The sequence below is a fragment of the Actinoplanes subtropicus genome (genome assembly GCF_000721705.1).
GTDB lineage: Bacteria > Actinomycetota > Actinomycetes > Mycobacteriales > Micromonosporaceae > Actinoplanes > Actinoplanes subtropicus.
Genome location: NZ_JOJL01000014.1, coordinates 138248 through 156258, shown reverse-complemented (window position 1 = coordinate 156258; position 18011 = coordinate 138248). Strand labels below are relative to the sequence as shown.

The following is an 18011-nucleotide window of genomic DNA, read 5'->3' as shown; positions in this document are numbered from 1 at the left end:
GAGCCTTCTCTGATGAGGGAGATATCCATGACCCAGTCGCGGATCGAGGACGTCTGGCCGCTGTCCCCCCTGCAGGAAGGACTGATCTTCCACACCGTCTATGACGAGGAGGAGCCGTCCGTCTATGTAGGACACTGGATCCTGGAACTCGACGGACCGGTGGACGCGGCCCGGCTCCGCGCGGCATGGGATGCGTTGCTGGCCCGGCACGCCGCCCTCCGGGCCTGCTTCCGGCAGCGCCGGAGCGGCGAGACGGTGCAGATCATCGCCGGCCGGGCGACGCCGCCGTGGCGGGTGGTCGACCTGACCCACCTCGGCCATCCCGGGGAGGCCGTGCGCGAGCTGGCCGAAGAGGACCGGTTGAAGCCGTTCGACGTCGCCGAGGCGCCGCTGCTGCGGCTGACCCTGATCCGTCTCGCCGGCGGCGCGCACCGGCTGGTGATGACCTGCCACCACGCGATCCTGGACGGCTGGTCGTTGCCGATCGTCCTCGACGAGCTGTCGATGCTGTACGCGGCCGACGGCGGCCCGGTGGACCTGCCGGCCGTGCCGTCGTACCGGGACTACCTCGCGTGGCTGAATCGGCAGGACCGGCAGCGGGCGCTCGCGGCCTGGACGGCGGAGCTGCGGGGCGCCGAGGAGCCGACGCTGGTCGCGGCCGCCGATCCGGAGCGAGCGCCCGGCACGCCCGAGAGCGTCACGGCCGAGCTGCCGGAGAGCCTCGCACGGTCGCTGGACGAGCTGACCCGGGGCCATGGGTTGACGCTGAACACGGTCGTGCAGGGCGCCTGGGCGTTGGTGCTGGCGCGGCTGACCGGCCGGACCGATGTGGTGTTCGGGGCGACGGTGTCGGCGCGGCCGGCCGACCTGCCCGGCGTCGAGGGGATGGTCGGCCTGTTCCTGAACACCGTGCCGGTACGCGTCCGGCTGCGCGGCTCGGCGTCGGTCGTCGAGATGCTGGCCGAGTTGCAGAAGCGGCAGTCGGCGCTCATCCCCGGCCAGTTCGTGGGCCTGGCGGACATTCAGAAGGCGGCCGGGCCCGGCGCGATCTTCGACACCCTGCTGGTCGTCCAGAACTTTCCGCGCGAGATCGGCGGACCGAACTCCGCCGGGACCTTCGGCATCCGGGTGCGGCAGGGCCGCGAAGCCGCCCACTATCCGCTGACGCTGGTCGCCGTCCCCGGCGAGACGACGCTCCTGAAGCTCGACTACCTCCCGGAGCTCTTCGACGAGGCCACCGCGCGCCGGATCGTCGACCGGGTCGTCGGGGTTCTGCACCAGCTGACGACGGCCGGCGACACCACGGTGGCCGAGGTCGAAGTGACGAGCGCGGACGAGCGCGACCTGGTGGTGCGCGATTGGGGAGTGGGCCCGGAGGGGGAATCCGGCCGGCTGGCCCTGGACCTGTTCGGCCGCCAGGTGGAACGCCGCCGCGACGAGGTGGCCGTCGTCGAGGGCGATCGGGCGACGTCGTTCGGCGAGTTGGCCGAGCGCGCGGAGCGGCTCGCCGGTTACCTGAGCCGCCGCGGGGTCCGGCGCGGGGACCGGGTGGCCGTCGTGATGCGGCGGTCGACCGAGCTGATCGAGACGTTGCTCGCGGTGTGGCGGGCGGGAGCGGCGTTCGTGCCGGTGGATCCCGCCTATCCGGTCGAACGCATCAGGTTCATGCTCGACGACGCCCGGCCGGCGGCCACGGTGTGCGAGGAGGAATTCCGGGCCGCCGTGCTCGGCGGCGTGCTGGATCCGATCGTGCTGGACGATCCCCGGACGCGGCAGGCGGTGGCGCGGTGCCCGCGGCGGTCGGTCGAAGTCGGCGCCGCCGACCTCGCGTACGTGATGTACACCTCCGGGTCGACCGGGACGCCGAAGGGCGTGGCGGTGTCGCACGGCAACGTCGCGGCGCTGGTCGGTGAGCCGGGCTGGGGTACGGGCCCCGGCGACGCCGTACTCATGCACGCTTCGCACGCGTTCGACATCTCGCTGTTCGAGATCTGGGTGCCGCTGGTGTCGGGAGCCCGGGTGGTGATCGCCGGGCCGGGAGCGGTCGACGGCGAGGCCCTGGCCGCACAGGTGGCCGGCGGTGTCACGACCGCCCACCTGACCGCGGGGGCGTTCCGGGTCCTGGCCGAGGAGTCGCCGGAGTCCGTCGCCGGCCTGCGCGAGGTTCTGACCGGCGGGGACGAGGTGCCGCCGGCGGCGGTGGAGCGGGTGCGGCGGGCGTGTCCGGAGGTCCGGGTACGGCATCTCTACGGCCCGACCGAAGCCACCCTGTGCGCCACCTGGTGGCTGCTCGAACCAGGCGACGAGACGGGGCCGGTGCTGCCGATCGGACGTCCGCTCGCCGGGCGGCGGGTCTACGTGCTCGACGCGTTCCTCCGGCCCCTGCCGCCGGGCATGACGGGCGAGCTGTACCTTGCCGGCGCCGGTGTGGCGCGGGGTTACCTCGGCCGTCCCGCGCTGACCGCGGAGCGGTTCGTCGCCGACCCGTTCGTCCCGGGTGGGCGGATGTACCGGACCGGCGACCGGGCGTCCTGGACGTCGCGGGGTGCGCTGGTGTTCGCCGGCCGGGCCGACGACCAGGTCAAGATCCGCGGCTATCGGGTGGAACCGGGCGAGGTCGAGGCCGTTCTCGGCGAGCTGCCGGGGGTCGGCCAGGCCGTGGTGTCCGTACGGGAAGAGCTTTTGATCGGTTATGTGACCGCCGGGGCGGGGCGGCACCTCGACCCGGCGGCCCTGCGCGGGCAGCTCGCCGAGAAGCTGCCCGCGTTCATGGTCCCGGCCGCGCTGGTGGTCCTGGACGACCTGCCGCTGACCGTCAACGGCAAGGTGGACCGGCAGGCCCTGCCCGAACCGGACCTCGCCTCGAAGCCGGCCGGCCGGGCCGTGGCCACCGAGGCGGAGCGGATCCTGTGCCAGATCTTCGCCGACGTGCTGGGCGTGGACCGGGTCGGCGTCGACGACAGCTTCTTCGCCCTGGGCGGCGACTCGATCTCGTCGATGCGGGTCGCCGCCCGCGCCCGGCGCGAGGGGATCGCCCTGACCCCGCGGCTGATCTTCGAGCAACGGACCCCGGAACGGCTGGCGGCGCTGGCCGGAACGGCCCGGTCGGCGGGCCGGCACGCGGCCGGCGCCGGCGTCGGGGAGGTCCCGTGGACGCCGGTGATGCGGGCACTCGGGGACGCGGCCGTGCGCCCCGGCTTCGCTCAGGCGACGGTCGTGGTCGCCCCGGCCGGACTGGACCCGGACGCGCTGGCCCGCGCGCTGCAAGCGGTGCTGGACACGCACGACGTGCTGCGGATGCGGGTCGAGCCGGATCGGCGGCTGGTGGTGCCCGGGAGCGGCGCCGTGGCCGCGGCCGGCCTGATCACGCGAGTGGCGGCCGGCGCCGGGAACCTCGACGAGGTCGCCGGGGGCGCGGCCCGGACGGCGGAGGCGGGACTCGATCCGTCCGCCGGGATCATGGTGCGGCTGGTGTGGATCGACGCGGGGGAGGGCGCGCCGGGCCGGTTGGTGCTGGTGGCTCATCACCTGGTGGTCGACGCGGTCTCCTGGGGAATCCTGCTGCCGGACCTGCGGGCGGCGTACGACCAGATACGTTCCGGCCGGACCCCGGCGCTCGAGCCCGCGGCGACGTCGTACCGCGAGTGGGCGCTGCGGCTGACCGAGCAGGCCCGGCGGGAGAGCACGGTCGCCGAGCTCGACTACTGGGCCGGCGTGCTGCGGGGGGCGGTTCCCGCCCTTCCGGAGGACTCCGGGCAACCGTCCTCGTGGTCCCGGACGTTGTCCGGCGACGCGGCGCTGGCCCTCGCGGGCCGGGTCCCGACGATCTTCCACTGTGGAGTCAACGAGGTTCTGCTCGCCGGGTTCGCGGGGGCGGTGGCGCGTGCGAGCGGGGACGCCGCCGGGGTGCTCGTGGATGTGGAAGGTCACGGCCGCGATGCCGCCGACGGCGAGGACCTGTTACGCACCGTGGGCTGGTTCACCGGCGTCCACCCCGTCCGGCTCGACCTCTCCGGCCTCGACCTGGCGGCCGCGGCGGCCGGGACCGCGGCGGCCGGGGATCTGCTGAAAGCCGTGAAGCAGCAGGTACGCACGGTGCCCGGCGGTGGGATCGGCTACGGGCTGCTGCGCCATCTCAACCCGGACACCGGGGCGAGACTGGCGACGTTGCCGTCCCCGCGGGTCGGATTCAACTACCTCGGCCGATCCACCGTCGCCGCCGAGGAGACCGCGTGGTCGGTGCGCGAGGGGGTGCTCGGCGGGGCCGGCCCGGAGGCCGTCCTGGCCCACCCACTGGAGGCCGCCGCCGACGTCCAGGACACCGCGGCCGGCCCGCGGCTGCGACTGACCCTGGACGGCCGGGGCCTCGACCCGGGCACGGTCGAGCGGCTCGGCGAGGCGTGGCTGGACCTGCTGACCGGCCTCGCCACCGCCGCCGGCGCGCCGGACGCCGGCGGACACACCCCATCCGACTTCGACCTGGTCGAGCTGACCCAGCCGGATGTGGCGGAGCTGGAGGCCGCGGCGCCCGGACTGACGGACGTCCTGCCGCTGTTGCCGACGCAGCAAGGCATGCTGTTCGAACGAGCCCTGGACGAGGACGGGGTCGACGTCTATCAGACCCAGCGGATCTTCGACCTGGACGGGCCGCTCGACGCGGATCGACTGCGTGCGGCCTGGCGGCAGGTGGTCGCCCGGCACGACGCTCTGCGGGCGAGCCAGCACCAGCTGGCTTCCGGCCGCACCGTGCAGGTGATCCGGGGAGCCGCCGACATCCCGTGGCGGGTGGCGGATGTGTCGCATCTGGGCGAGCCGGAGGCGGCCGCGGAGGTCGACCGCCTCCTCGCGGCCGACCAGGTGGAGCGGTTCGACCTCACCCGGGCGCCGCTGCTGCGGCTGCTGCTCATCAAGCTCGGCGAAGGCCGGCACCGGCTCGTGCTGACGTCGCACCACATCGTCCTGGACGGCTGGTCGACCCCGATCGTCGTGGGTGAGATGTCGGCCGCGTACGCGGGTCGGCCGATCTCCTCGGCGGCGCCCTCCTACCGGGACTACCTGGCTTGGCTGAACCGCCAGGACAGGGCGGCGGCCCGGTCGGCATGGCGGGCCGAGCTCGCCGGCGCGGACGAACCGACCACGGTGGACGCCGAGGCCGGCACGGCCATGGTGATGCCGGACGTGCACGGCGAACGGCTGGCCGCGGAGGCGACCCGGGCCCTCACCGCATTCGCGCGCGGCCGGGGACTGACGCTGAGCACGCTCGTCCAGGGCGCCTGGGCGTTGGTGCTGGCCCGGCTGGCCGGCCGGACGGACGTGGTGTTCGGGTCGGTGGTGTCGGGACGCCCGGCCGAGGTGCCGGACGTCGAGCGGATGGTCGGGATGTTCATCAACACCGTCCCGGTCCGGGTACGCCTGGACAGCGGCCGATCTGTGCTGGACCTGCTCCGGGACCTGCAAGCGCGCCAGTCGGCGTTGACCGAACACCAGTACATGGGGTTGTCGGAGATTCAGAAGGTGTCGGGGGCGGGCGCGACCTTCGACACCATCATGATGGTCGAGAACTACCCGATGGACGCCGCCGGCCTGGGCGACGACGGTGGGATCACGATCAGTTCGGTGCTCACCCGGACCGGTACCGGTTACCCGCTGACCATGAGCGTCAGCCCCGGGGAGCAGCTGGGGATCCGCGTGTCCTATCGGCCCGGCACCATCGCCCGGGAGACGGCCGTCGAGGTCGCCAGGCAGGTCGTGCGGGTCCTGGAACGGGTGGTGGCGGAGCCCTCGCTCGCCGTGGGCCGCCTCGGTGTGACGAGCGAGCGGGTGCGGGCGTCCGTGGCGGAGCCCGCGACCGCCGAAGCCGCCGGTGGGGCGTCGGTGCTCGAGTCGTTCCGGCGGCACGCGCGGCGCTCGCCCGGCGCGGTGGCCATCCTGGACGGGGCGCGCTCGCTGTCCTACGCCGATCTCGACCGGAATTCGGACCGGCTGGCCGGGCGCCTCGCCGGAATCGGCGTACGGCGCGGCGACCACGTCGGCGTGCTGCTGCCGCGCGGCGCGGAGCTGATCGTCGCCTTGCTCGCCGTCTGGAAGGCCGGAGCCGCGTACGTCCCGGTGAACCTCGACTATCCGGCGGAACGGATCGAGCGCATGCTGGCCGACGCCGGCACGTCGGTGGCGGTCTGCATGGCGGCGACCCGGGACGCGCTGCCGGCCGGCATCACGCCGGTGGTCGTGGACGCGCCGGCGACCGAGGAGGCGCCGGACGCGCCGTCGCTCACGGTCGAGGCCGATGACGTGGCCTACGTGATGTACACGTCCGGATCGACCGGGTTGCCGAAGGGCGTGGCGGTGCCGCACGCGAGCGTGGCGGCGCTGGCCGGCGACCCGGGCTGGTCGCTGGCCGCCGGCGATTGTGTGCTGATGCACGCACCGCACGCGTTCGACGCGTCGTTGCTGGAGATCTGGGTGCCGCTGGCCAGCGGCGCCCGTGTCCTGGTGGCGGAGCCGGGCGCGGTCGACGCGCGGCGGCTGCGGGAGGCGGTCGTTCGCGGCGTGACCACCGCTCATCTGACGGCCGGCAGCTTCCGGGTGCTGGCCGAGGAGTCGCCGGATTCCTTCCGCGGGCTGCGGGAGGTCCTGACCGGTGGGGACGTGGTCCCGCTCGCCTCCGTCGTACGGCTGCGCCAGGCCTGCCCGGAGGTCCGGGTCCGGCACCTGTACGGCCCCACCGAGACCACACTCTGCGCCACCTGGCACCTGATCGAGCCGGGGGACGAGATCGGCGACGCCTTGCCGATCGGCCGGCCGATGGCCGGGCGCCGGGCCTACCTGCTCGACGCGTTCCTCCAGCCGGTGGCCCCCCAGGTGACCGGCGAGCTCTACCTCGCCGGCGCCGGCCTGGCGCACGGCTATCTGGGGGCGGCCGCGGCGACCGCCGATCGGTTCGTCGCGGATCCGTTCGTGGCCGGTACGCGGATGTATCGCACCGGCGACCTGGCCCGCTGGACCGATCAGGGCGAGTTGGTGTTCGCCGGGCGCGCCGACTCCCAGGTGAAGATCCGCGGCTACCGGGTCGAGCCGGCCGAGGTCGAGGCGGCGCTGACCGACGTGCCCGGGGTCGCGCAGGCGGTGGTCGTGGCGCGGGAGGACCGGCCGGGCGAGAAGAGGCTGATCGCCTATGTCACCGCCGGCGAGGAGCCGGCCCCCGACCCCGCCGCCATCCGCGAGCACCTCGCGGCGCGGCTACCGGGCTTCCTGGTGCCGGCCGTGGTGGTGGTGCTGGACGCCTTCCCGCTGACGGTCAACGAGAAGATCGATCGCGCCGCGCTGCCCGCTCCCGATTTCATCGTGAAGCCGGCCGGCCGGGAGCCGCGTACCGAGGCCGAGCGGGTGTTGTGCGACCTGTTCGCCGAGATTCTCGGCCAGGAGCGGGTCGGCGCCGACGACAGTTTCTTCGAGCTCGGCGGCGACTCGATCCTGTCGATGCAGCTGGCCGGCCGGGCGCGACGCGAGAAGCTCGTCTTCGGCCCGGAGGACGTCTTCGAGCACAAGACGCCGGCCGGTATCGCGGCGGTCGCCAGGCTCGGTGCGGCCGGGGCCGGCTTCGCCGACGGCGTCGGCGAGGTGCCGTGGACGCCGGTGATGCGGGCACTGCTCGAACGCGATCCCGGCGCGATGACCCGGAGCTCCTCGGCGCAGTGGACGGCCATGGGCGTGCCCGCCGGCCTGTCGGTGGACGTGCTGGCGGCCGGCTTGAGCGCGGTGCTCGACACGCACGACATGCTGCGGAGCCGGGTCGTCGCGCACGGGGACCAGGAGCCCCGGCTGCTTGTCGCCGAGCGGGGTGCGGTAGCGGCGGCGGCGCTGGTCGAACGGGTCGAGGCGGGCGCCGGTGACCTGGACGACCTCGCGGAACACGCCGCCATGGAGGCGGCCGCGCGGCTGGACCCGGCCGCCGGCGTGATGGTCCGGGCGGTGTGGGTGGACGCCGGACCCGACCGCGCCGGACGGCTCGTGCTGCTGGCCCACCACCTGGTCGTCGACGCGGTGTCGTGGCGCATCCTGCTGCCCGATCTGCGAGCGGCGTGCGAAGCCGTCGCCGCGGGCCGGGAACCGGCGCTCGATCCGGTGGGCGTCTCGTTCCGGCGCTGGGCGCGGACGCTGGCCGAGGAGGCCGCGGCCCGCACGGCGGAGCTGGCCACGTGGACGGAGATTCTCGGCGACCGGCAACCGCGGCTGGGCGCACTGGACCTCACCCGGGACACCATGTCCACGGCCGGACGCCGATCGTGGGCCGTGCCGCGCGCGCAGGCGAGCGTACTCGTGGAGAAGGTCACCTCGGCGTTCCACTGCGGTGTGCACGAGGTGCTGCTGGCCACCCTGGCCGGCGCGGTCGCGCACTGGCGGGGCGGCACCACCGTGGTGGTGGACGTCGAAGGCCACGGCCGCCGGTCCGGCGGTGCGATGGACCTGTCGCGCACGGTCGGCTGGTTCACCGACACGCATCCGGTCCGGCTGGACGTGAGCGGGATCGACCCGGCCGCGGCCATGGCCGGCGACGACGCGGCCGGCCACCTGCTGAAGAGCGTCAAGGAGGACGTCCGGGCGGTGCCCGGCGACGGGCTCGGCTACGGGATCCTGCGTCACCTCGACGCCGGAACCGGGCGGGTCCTGGCCGACCGGCCCGAGGCGGAGATCGGGTTCAACTACCTGGGCCGCTTCCCGTCCCGGCCGGACGGTCCTCCGGAGCCCTGGCAGCCGCTGGGGACCATCGGTGGTGCGGCCGAGCCGGACATGCCCCTGCGGCACGTGCTGGAGATCGATGCGGTCGTGCTCGACTCCGCGGGCGGCCCCGAGCTGAACCTGTCGGTGACCCGGGCCGGGCGGATCCTCGGTGACGCCGAGGTGCAATCGCTCGGCGAGGCCTGGCTCGGCATGCTGGCCGGCCTGGCCGCACACGCCGGCGACCGCGACGCCGGGGGGCACACGCCGTCCGACTTCCCGCTCGCCGCGGTGACCCAGCGGGACGTGGCGGAGATCGAGAACGCCGTGCCCGGCCTGCTCGACATCTGGCCGCTCTCGCCGCTGCAGGAGGGCCTGCTGTTCCATGCCGCCGACGAGCGCGGGCCGGACGTCTACGCGGGCATGCGAACCCTCGCCATCGACGGACCGCTGGACGCCGCCCGCTTCCGCGCGTCGTGGCAGGCCGTCGTCGACCGGCACCCGGCCCTGCGGGCGAGCTTTCATCAGCTCGGGTCCGGCGGGGCCGTGCAGGCGGTCGCCGGCGCGGTGCCGATTCCCTGGCAGGAGACCGACCTCTCGGATCTGCCCGAGGACGAGGCGCTGGCGGAGTTCGACCGCCTCACGGCGGAGTCGCGTGCCGACCGGTTCGACCTGACCCGGGCGCCGCTGCTGCGCCTGCATCTGGTGCGCCTCGCCGAGCGCCGGCACCGTCTGGCGCTGGCGTCGCATCACATCGCGTGCGACGGATGGTCCCTTCCCATCCTCTCCACCGACGCGATGGTGGCGTACGAATCCGGCGGTGACGGCGGGACCCGGCCGGCGCCGGCGTCGTACCGCGACTACCTCGCCTGGCTCGCCCGCCAGGACAAAGAGGCCGCCCGGGAGGCGTGGCGGGCCGAGCTCGCGGGACTCGACGAGGCGACCCACGTCGTGCCCCCGGACACGATCACCACACCGATCCGGCCCGACCGTGTGCGGTTCCACTTCGACGACGACCTGAGCCGGCGCCTGGCGCAGCTCACCCGGCACCACGGCGTGACGATGAATACCCTCTTCCAGGGCGTCTGGGCACTTCTGCTGGCCCGGCTGACCGGGCGCGACGACGTGGTCTTCGGCGCCGCGGTGGCCGGGCGGCCGCCGGAGATCCCGGGCGTCGAGTCGGTGGTCGGCCTGTTCATGAACACGCTGCCGGTCCGGGCCCGCCTGGACGGCGCCCAGCCGTTCGTCGACATGCTGGCCGGCCTGCAGAGCCGCCAGGTCGCGATGATGGCCCATCAGCACGTCGGGCTGAGCGAGATCACCCAGTTCGCCGGTCCCGGCGCGGCGTTCGACACACTCGTGGTGTTCGAGAACTACCCGCACCCGCCGCAACCGTCCGGCGGACCGGATGCGGTCGTCCTGCGTCCGGCGGAGATCCCGGAGGACAGCGGGCACTACCCGATGTCCATGCGCGCCTCCGAAGGCGGCGGCATCCATGGCGAATTCATCTATCGCCCGGACGCGTTCGAGCGGGCCGAGGCCGAGGAGATGCTCGCGGCGATCGTCCGGGCTCTCCGGCAGGTGGCGGCCGAACCGCGGACCCCGGTGGGACGGATCGGCCTGATCGGTGCCGCGGAACACCGGCTGGTGGTCCAGGAGTGGAACCGGACCGCCGCACCCCGGGCGGCCGAGCCGCTGCCGGTGTTGTTCCGGCGGCAGGTGGAACGGTCGCGCGATGCGGTGGCGGTGCGGGACGCGGCGCGGAGCCTGTCCTACGGCGAGCTGCTGGGCGAGGCCGAGGGGCTGGCGCGGCTGCTGGTGGCCTCCGGCGTGCGCCGGGAGACACGGGTGGCCGTGCTGGTCGGACGGTCGGCGGAGTTGGTGGTGGCGCTGCTCGGCGTGGCGTTGGCCGGCGGGGTGTTCGTGCCGGTCGATCCGGACTACCCCCAGGAGCGGATCACCTGGATGCTGGCGGATTCGGCGCCGGAGGTGCTGGTGTGCACGGTGCCGACCCGGGCTGTCGCGCCGGCCGGGTTTCCGGGCGCGGTGGTGGTGCTGGACGAGCGGCCCGGCGGCGACCCGGCGACGGTGCTGCCCCGGGTGGCGGCCGCCGACGGCGCGTACGTCATCTACACCTCGGGATCGACCGGGGTGCCCAAGGGCGTCCTGGCGACCCACGCCGGGCTGGGCAACCTGGCGGAGGCGCAGATCGAGCGCTTCGGCGTGACGTCCTCGTCGCGGGTCCTGCAGTTCGCCTCGCTCGGCTTCGACGCCGCCGTCTCCGAGCTCGCCATGGCACTGCTGTCCGGCGCCACCATCGTGCTGGCCGATCCCGCGAGCATGCCGCCCCGGGTGTCACTGGGCGATGCGGTACGCCGATGGGACATCACCCACGTCACCGTGCCGCCGAGCGTGCTGGCCGTCGAGGACGACCTGCCGGACAGCCTGGCGACATTGATCGTGGCCGGCGAGGCCTGCCCGCCCGTGCTGGTCGATCGCTGGTCGCCGGGCCGCCGGATGATCAACGGCTACGGACCCACCGAGACGACCGTGTGCGCGACGATGAGCGCTCCGCTGTCGGCGGGGCGGGACGTGGTCCCGATCGGCGGCCCGATCAGCAACATGCGGACCTATGTGCTCGACGCCTTCCTGCAACCGGTGCCCCCGGGAATGGCCGGCGAGCTGTACGTCGCGGGCGTCGGGCTCGCCCGCGGATACCTCGGACGCCCCGGCCGGACCGCCGAACGGTTCGTCGCCGACCCGTTCTCCGTGGGCGGCCGGATGTACCGCACCGGCGACCGGGCCCGCTGGACCTCGGACGGCGAACTGGTCTTCGTCGGCCGGGCCGACGCTCAGGTCAAGGTGCGCGGATACCGGATCGAGCCCGGCGAGATCGAGGCGGTGCTGGCCGGCCATCCGGGAGTTGCCCAGGTGGCGGTCGTCGCCCGGGAGGACGGGCCGGGGGAGAAGCGCCTGGTGGCGTACGTCGTCCCGGCGGCCGCCGAGGCCGGCTCGCTGATCTCCGACCTGTCCGCGGCCGCGGCCGCACGCCTGCCCGAGCACATGATCCCGGCGGCCTTCGTGCCGCTGGACGCGATGCCGCTGACCCCCAACGGCAAGGTCGACCACCGGGCGCTGCGGGCCCCGGACTTCGGCGGGATGTCGTCCGGCGCGGATCCGCGTACGGCCATGGAGGCGCGGTTGTGCGAACTGTTCGCGGAGGTCCTGGGCCTGGAGCGGGTGGGCGTCGGCGACAGCTTCTTCGAACTGGGCGGCGACTCCATCACCTCGATGCAGCTGTCGACCCGGGCCCGCCGGGAAGGGCTCGACCTCACCCCGTGGCAGGTGTTCGACGAGCGGACGCCGGAACGGCTGGCGGCGCTCGTCAAGGAACTCCCGTCCGAGGACGACGAGACGGCGTCCCCGGCGGGCACGCTCGTGGCTCTCTCGCCCGAACAGATGGACCAACTCGAGGCCGGTCCGGCCGGCGAATGACCTTTCGAAGGAGCAGACCGTGACCGTCGACGACACCCGTGCCAAGCCGCGCTCCAGCGTGGAAGACGTCTGGCCGCTTTCGCCGCTGCAGGAGGGAATGCTCTACCACACCGCCCTCGACGCGGACGGGCCGGACACCTATACCGTGCAGTCCGTCTACGGCATCGACGGCCCGCTGGACGCCGGGCGGCTGAGGGCGTCCTGGCAGGCGCTGGTGGACCGGCACGCCGCGCTGCGGGCCTGTTTCCGCTACGTCAGCGGTGCGCAGATGGTCCAGGTCATCCAGCGGGACGCCGAGATTCCCTGGCGGGAGACGGATCTGGCCGGCCTGCCGGACGACGTCGCCGCCGGCGAGGTGAGCCGCCTGGCCGCGGGCGAGGTGGCCGAGCGTTTCCGCCTCGAGACGGCGCCCCTGATGAAACTGCATCTGATCCGGCTCGGTCCGGAGTGCCACCGGCTGGTGCACACCCTGCATCACGCGCTGGTGGACGGCTGGTCCATGCCGATCCTGCACCGGGAGCTCGCCGCGATCTACGCGGCCGGCGGGGACGCCTCCGGCCTGCCCGCCGCGGTGTCCTATCGCGACTACCTGGCCTGGCTGGGCCGGCAGGACAAGGAGACGGCCCGGGTGGCCTGGCGGGCAGCGTTCGCCGGGCTGGACACGCCGACCACCGTCGCGCCGGCCGATCCGGCCCGGGTGCCGGACATCGACACGGTGATGGCCGAGCTGTCCCCGGAGCTGACCGAGGACCTGGCCCGGTTCGCCCGCGGCCACGACCTCACGATGAACACCGTCGTGCAGGGTGCGTGGGCCGTCGTGCTGGGGCAGCTGTCCGGCCGTACCGACGTGGTGTTCGGCGCGACCTCCTCCGGGCGCCCGGCCGAACTGGCTCAGGTGGAGTCGATGGTCGGCCTGCTGCTCAACACCCTGCCGGTGCGGGTCCGGCTCGACGGCGGGCAGCGGGTCACGGAGATGCTGGCCGCCCTGCAGCGCGACCAGTCCGCGCTCGGGGCGCACCAGCACCTCGGCCTGCAGGAGGTGCAGGCCGCCGTCGGTCCCGGTGCGGTCTTCGACACGCTGGTCATCTACGAGAACTTCCCGCGTACGGGACTCGGCGGGTCGCCGGACGACGGCCTGACCCTGCGCCCGGTGCAGAAGGGGCGCGACGCCTCGCACTACCCGTTCACGCTGGTCACCGGTCCGGGCGAGCGGATGCCGGTCATCCTCGACTACGACCGGGGTCTCTTCGGCCCGGCGGCCGCCGGATCGGTCCTCGGCGCCCTGGTCCGGATCCTGGAGCGGCTGGTCGCCGAGCCCGGCGTCCCGGTCGGCCGGCTGACGCTGCTGAGCGAGGCCGAACGCGCCTCGGTGGTGGACGACTGGAACGCGACCGCGGGCCCGGTACCCGGCACGTCCGTGGTCGAGATGGTCGCCCGGTGGGTGGCCGAGGCGCCGGACGCGGTGGCGGTCACCGATGCGGCCGGCGCCGATCTCAGCTACGCCGAGGTCGGCCAGGCGTCCGACCGGCTGGCGGCCCACCTCGCCGAGCGTGGTGTCCGTCGTGGCGACCGGGTCGGGGTGGCCATGGAGAGGTCCGCCGACCTGCCGATCGTGTTCCTGGCGATCTGGAAGGCGGGTGCCGCGTACGTCCCGGTGGACGTCGCCTACCCGGCCGAGCGGATCGCGTTCATGGTCGCCGACGCCGGGGTCTCGACGGTCGTCTGCACGGCGGCCACCAGCGGGGCCGTGGCGGAGAACGCGCCGGGGCGTACGACGATCGTCCTCGACGCGCCGGAGACGCGAGCGGCCGTCGACGCGGCCGGCACCGCGCCGGAGATCCGGCTCGGCGCCGGCGATCTGGCGTACGTGATGTATACCTCGGGATCCACCGGCGTTCCGAAGGGCGTGGCCGTTCCGCACGGGGCGGTGGCCGGCCTGGCGGGCGACCCTGGCTGGCAGCTCGGGCCCGGCGACAGCGTCCTGATGCACGCGACGCACGTCTTCGATCCCTCGCTGTACGAGATGTGGGTGCCGCTGGTCACCGGTGGCCGGATCCTGGTCGCCGAGCCCGGCGTGGTGGACGCCGGCGGGATACGCCAGGCCGTCGAACGCGGCGCGACCGCCGTACACCTCACCGCGGGCACCTTCCGGGCGCTCGCCGAAGCGTCCCCGGATTGTTTCGCCGGGCTGCGGGAGGTCGGGACCGGCGGCGACGTGGTGCCCGCGCACACCGTGGCGAACCTGCGGCACGCCCAGCCCGGCGTGCGGGTGCGCAACACGTACGGGCCGACCGAGACCACCCTGTGCGCGACGTGGAAATCGATCGAGCCCGGCTCGGTTCCCGGGCCGGAGCTGCCGATCGGCCGGCCCATGACCAACCGCAAGGTCTATCTCCTGGACGCCTTCCTGCGGCCGGTCGCGCCGGGAGTGGCCGGCGAGCTGTACATCGCCGGTACCGGGCTGGCGCGCGGGTACCTGTCGCGGCCGGACCTGACCGCCGAGCGGTTCGTGGCGTGCCCCTTCCTCGCCGGTGAACGCATGTACCGGACCGGGGACCTGGCCCGGTGGAACCGCGACGGCGAGGTGGTGTTCCTCGGCCGGGCCGACGACCAGGTGAAGATCCGCGGCTTCCGGGTCGAGCTGGCCGAGGTCGAGGCGGTGCTGGCGGCCCAGCCGGGGGTCCGCGAGGCGGTCGTCGTGGCGCGGGAGGACCAGCCGGGCGAACGACGGCTGGTGGGCTATGTCGTCTCCGACGCCGGTGAGCTGGACACCGAGGAGATCCGCCGGCGGATGGGCCTGGTCCTGCCGGCGTACATGGTTCCCGCGGCGGTCGTGGGCCTGATCAGCCTGCCCATCACGGCCAACAGCAAGGTGGATCGCCGAGCCCTGCCCGCCCCGGATCTTGCCGGGCACGCGTCGGCGAAGGCTCCCGAGAGCGAGACCGAGAAGGTGCTGTGCGCGCTCTACGCCGAGATCCTCGGACTGGAGCGGGTGGGGGTCGACGACGCCTTCCACGACCTGGGCGGCAGCTCGGCACTGGCCATGCGGCTCATCGCGCGGATCCGCGAGGAGCTGGGCGCGGACCTGCCCATCCGGCAGCTGTTCTCCTCACCCACGCCGGCGGGCGTCGCCCGGGCGCTGGCCGCGAAGTCACGCCCCGCGCTGGAAGCCGTCGCCCGGCCCGGGCGGGTGCCGCTCACCGCCCGCCAGCTGCGTGCCTGGTTGCTGGCCCGGCCCGCGGAGGAGACCGCCGGCCTGCACGTCTGTGCCGTGGTGCGGCTGCGCGGCCGGTTGGACGTGACCGCCCTGGAGGCGGCCCTCGGCGACGTCGCGGCCCGGCACGAGATCCTCCGGACGACCTTCCCCGGCCCGGCGCGGGAGGTGCACCAGCTGATCCACGACGCCGCCGGGGTGCGGCTGACTCCCGTCCCGGCGTCCGAGGAGGACCTTCCCGCGCTGCTCGCCGAGCGGCGCGAACGGCTCTTCGACCTCACCCGGGACGTGCCGTGGCGGTGCGATCTCTTCCGGCTCGCGGAGAACGAGTACGTGTTGTCGGTGACGGTGCACCGCGTCGCCGCCGACGACGACTCGATGGACGTGTTCTTCCGGGACCTCGCGGCCGCGTACGGTGCGCGGCGCGCCGGCCGGGCCCCGGAGCGGGCGCCGCTGGCCCTGCAGTTCGCCGACTACGCGATCTGGGAGCAGCGGCTGCTGGACGGCGAGCGCGATCAGGGCAGCCTCGTCAACGATCAGATGACCTTCTGGCGGAACCACCTGGCCGGCATCGACGGGGAGACGGTGCTCCCGTTCGACCGTCCGCGGCCGGCCATCGGCTCGCGCCGGGCCGGCACGGTCGCACTGCGGCTGGACGCCGGTTCGCACGTGCGGTTGACGAAGGCGGTGGAATCGGCCGGCGCCGACCCCTTCCAGATCGTGCTGGCCGCCCTCGCCATGCTGCTGACCAGGTACGGGGCGGGCGAGGATCTGGTGATCGGCACCACGCTGCCCCGGGACGAGGATCTGATCGACCTGGAGCCGATGATCGGGCCGTTCGCCCGGCCCTTCCCCGTCCGTGTCGACCTCTCGGCCGATCCGGCCTTCCTGGAGGTCGTCGCCCGGGTGCAGGAGACGGTCCGCGAGGCACGCCAGAACCTGGACGTGCCGTTCGACCGGATTCCCGGCCTGCTGGACCTGCCGGGCTCGCTCTCCCGCCACCCGGTGTTCCAGGTGGGCCTCGAGGTGAGCGAGGAGGACAACGGCGCATGGGACGCCGCGGAACTGCCCGCGTTGCGCACCAGCGCCGAACCGGCCGGGGTCGAGGCCATCGAGCTGGATCTCGCCTTCCGGCTCATCGAGCGCCGTGCCGAGGACGACGAGCTGGACGGCCTCGAGGGCGCCCTGCACTACGCCGCCGACCTGTTCGATCAGGGCACCGCGGAGGTGCTGGCCCGGCGGCTGGTCCGCGTCCTGGAGCAGGTGGCCGAGGAACCCGGTCGGCGGATCAGCGAGCTCGACATCTTCCTGGACGACGCCGAGCGAGCTCGGCCGGCCATCGCACCGGCCCGCTGGTCCGGGGCCGTGCCCGCGGTGGTCGCCGATCTGGCCGGGGCGGGCCCGCTCGGCGCGCTCGTGCTCGACGACCGGCAGCGCCCGGTCCCGCCCGGTGCCGTCGGCGAGCTCTACGTCACCGGTCCGGCGGTGGACGCGGGGCCGGCCGGTCGATCGAGCGAGCCCTGCCCGTACGGCACCGAGGGCCATCAGATGCTGCGTACGGGTCTGCTCGTCCGCAAGTCGGCCGCCAAGACGCTGATCGTGGTGGGTGAGCGCCGGGGATCGAGCGCCTTGGCGAAGACCGGCGACTATGAGGTCCTGCTGCCGCTGCGTACCGGCGGGGACCGGCCGCCACTGTTCTGCGTTCACGCGAGCGGGGGGCTGAGCTGGAACTACCGGCCGTTGCTGCGGCACCTTCCGCCCGACCAGCCGGTCTACGGGGTGCAGGCGCGCGGCCTGGCCCGCACGGAGACTCTTCCGGGCAGCGTCGAGGAGATGGCGGCCGACTACCTCGAGCAGATCGCCACCGTGCAGCCGACCGGGCCGTACCACCTGCTCGGATGGTCCCTCGGCGGCCGGATCGCGCAGGCGATGGCCGCGTTGCTCGAGGCGAAGGGGGAGGAGGTCGGCCTGCTCGCCCTGCTCGACGCCTATCCGGTCTACATGGGCAAGAACGCGACCGGCACGGTCAGCGAGGAGGCCCAGCGGGACGAACAGGTCCTGGAACAGCGGAAGCGGCAGGAACTCGACCTCGCCGGGCAGATGGTGGAGGGGGCCGGTGCCCGCGCGCGCCTGGAGGCGGTCATGCGCAATCTCTGGCAGGTCGGCCCGGCCCATACCGCCGTACCGTTCACCAGCGACGTTCTGCTCTTCGTGGCCTCGGTGGACCGTCCCGCGCATCTGCCCGTCCCGGTGGCGATCGCGAGCTGGAAGGACTTCACCAGCGGGACCGTCGAGTCGTACGAGATCAAGACCAACCACTACGAGATGGTGCAGCCGGCGGCTCTGGCCCGGATCGGGTCCGTCCTCGCCGAGAAGCTCCGGGCCCGGCCGGCACGTCCAAGTGTCCGGGATGCTCGCTTGGACCCACTCGTGGACATCGATTCCGTTCAGCATGATGGGGCTCGCTGACGGCGGCCGGGAGCCGCCGATGCAGATGCCGGCCCGCGATGCGTGTCCAGTTCGCCGCGGCCGATCGGCCGATGCCGAGCCGGAGGCCCGGAAGACCTACGGGATAGGGGATGCG

At 73.9% G+C, this 18011-nt stretch carries 2 protein-coding genes; both read left to right on the top strand.

Annotated features, from left to right (window positions below; translation table 11 throughout):
- Window positions 1–27 precede the first annotated feature (27 nt).
- A complete protein-coding gene (locus IH26_RS0120790; RefSeq protein WP_030437892.1) occupies window positions 28–12213 on the top strand; it encodes a non-ribosomal peptide synthetase in 12186 nt (4061 codons plus the stop codon).
- 19 nt (window positions 12214–12232) lie between these two features.
- Window positions 12233–17896, top strand: a complete 5664-nt coding sequence (locus tag IH26_RS0120785; RefSeq protein WP_084598963.1) for a non-ribosomal peptide synthetase — start codon at window positions 12233–12235, stop codon at window positions 17894–17896.
- The last annotated feature ends 115 nt before the right edge of the window (window positions 17897–18011 follow it).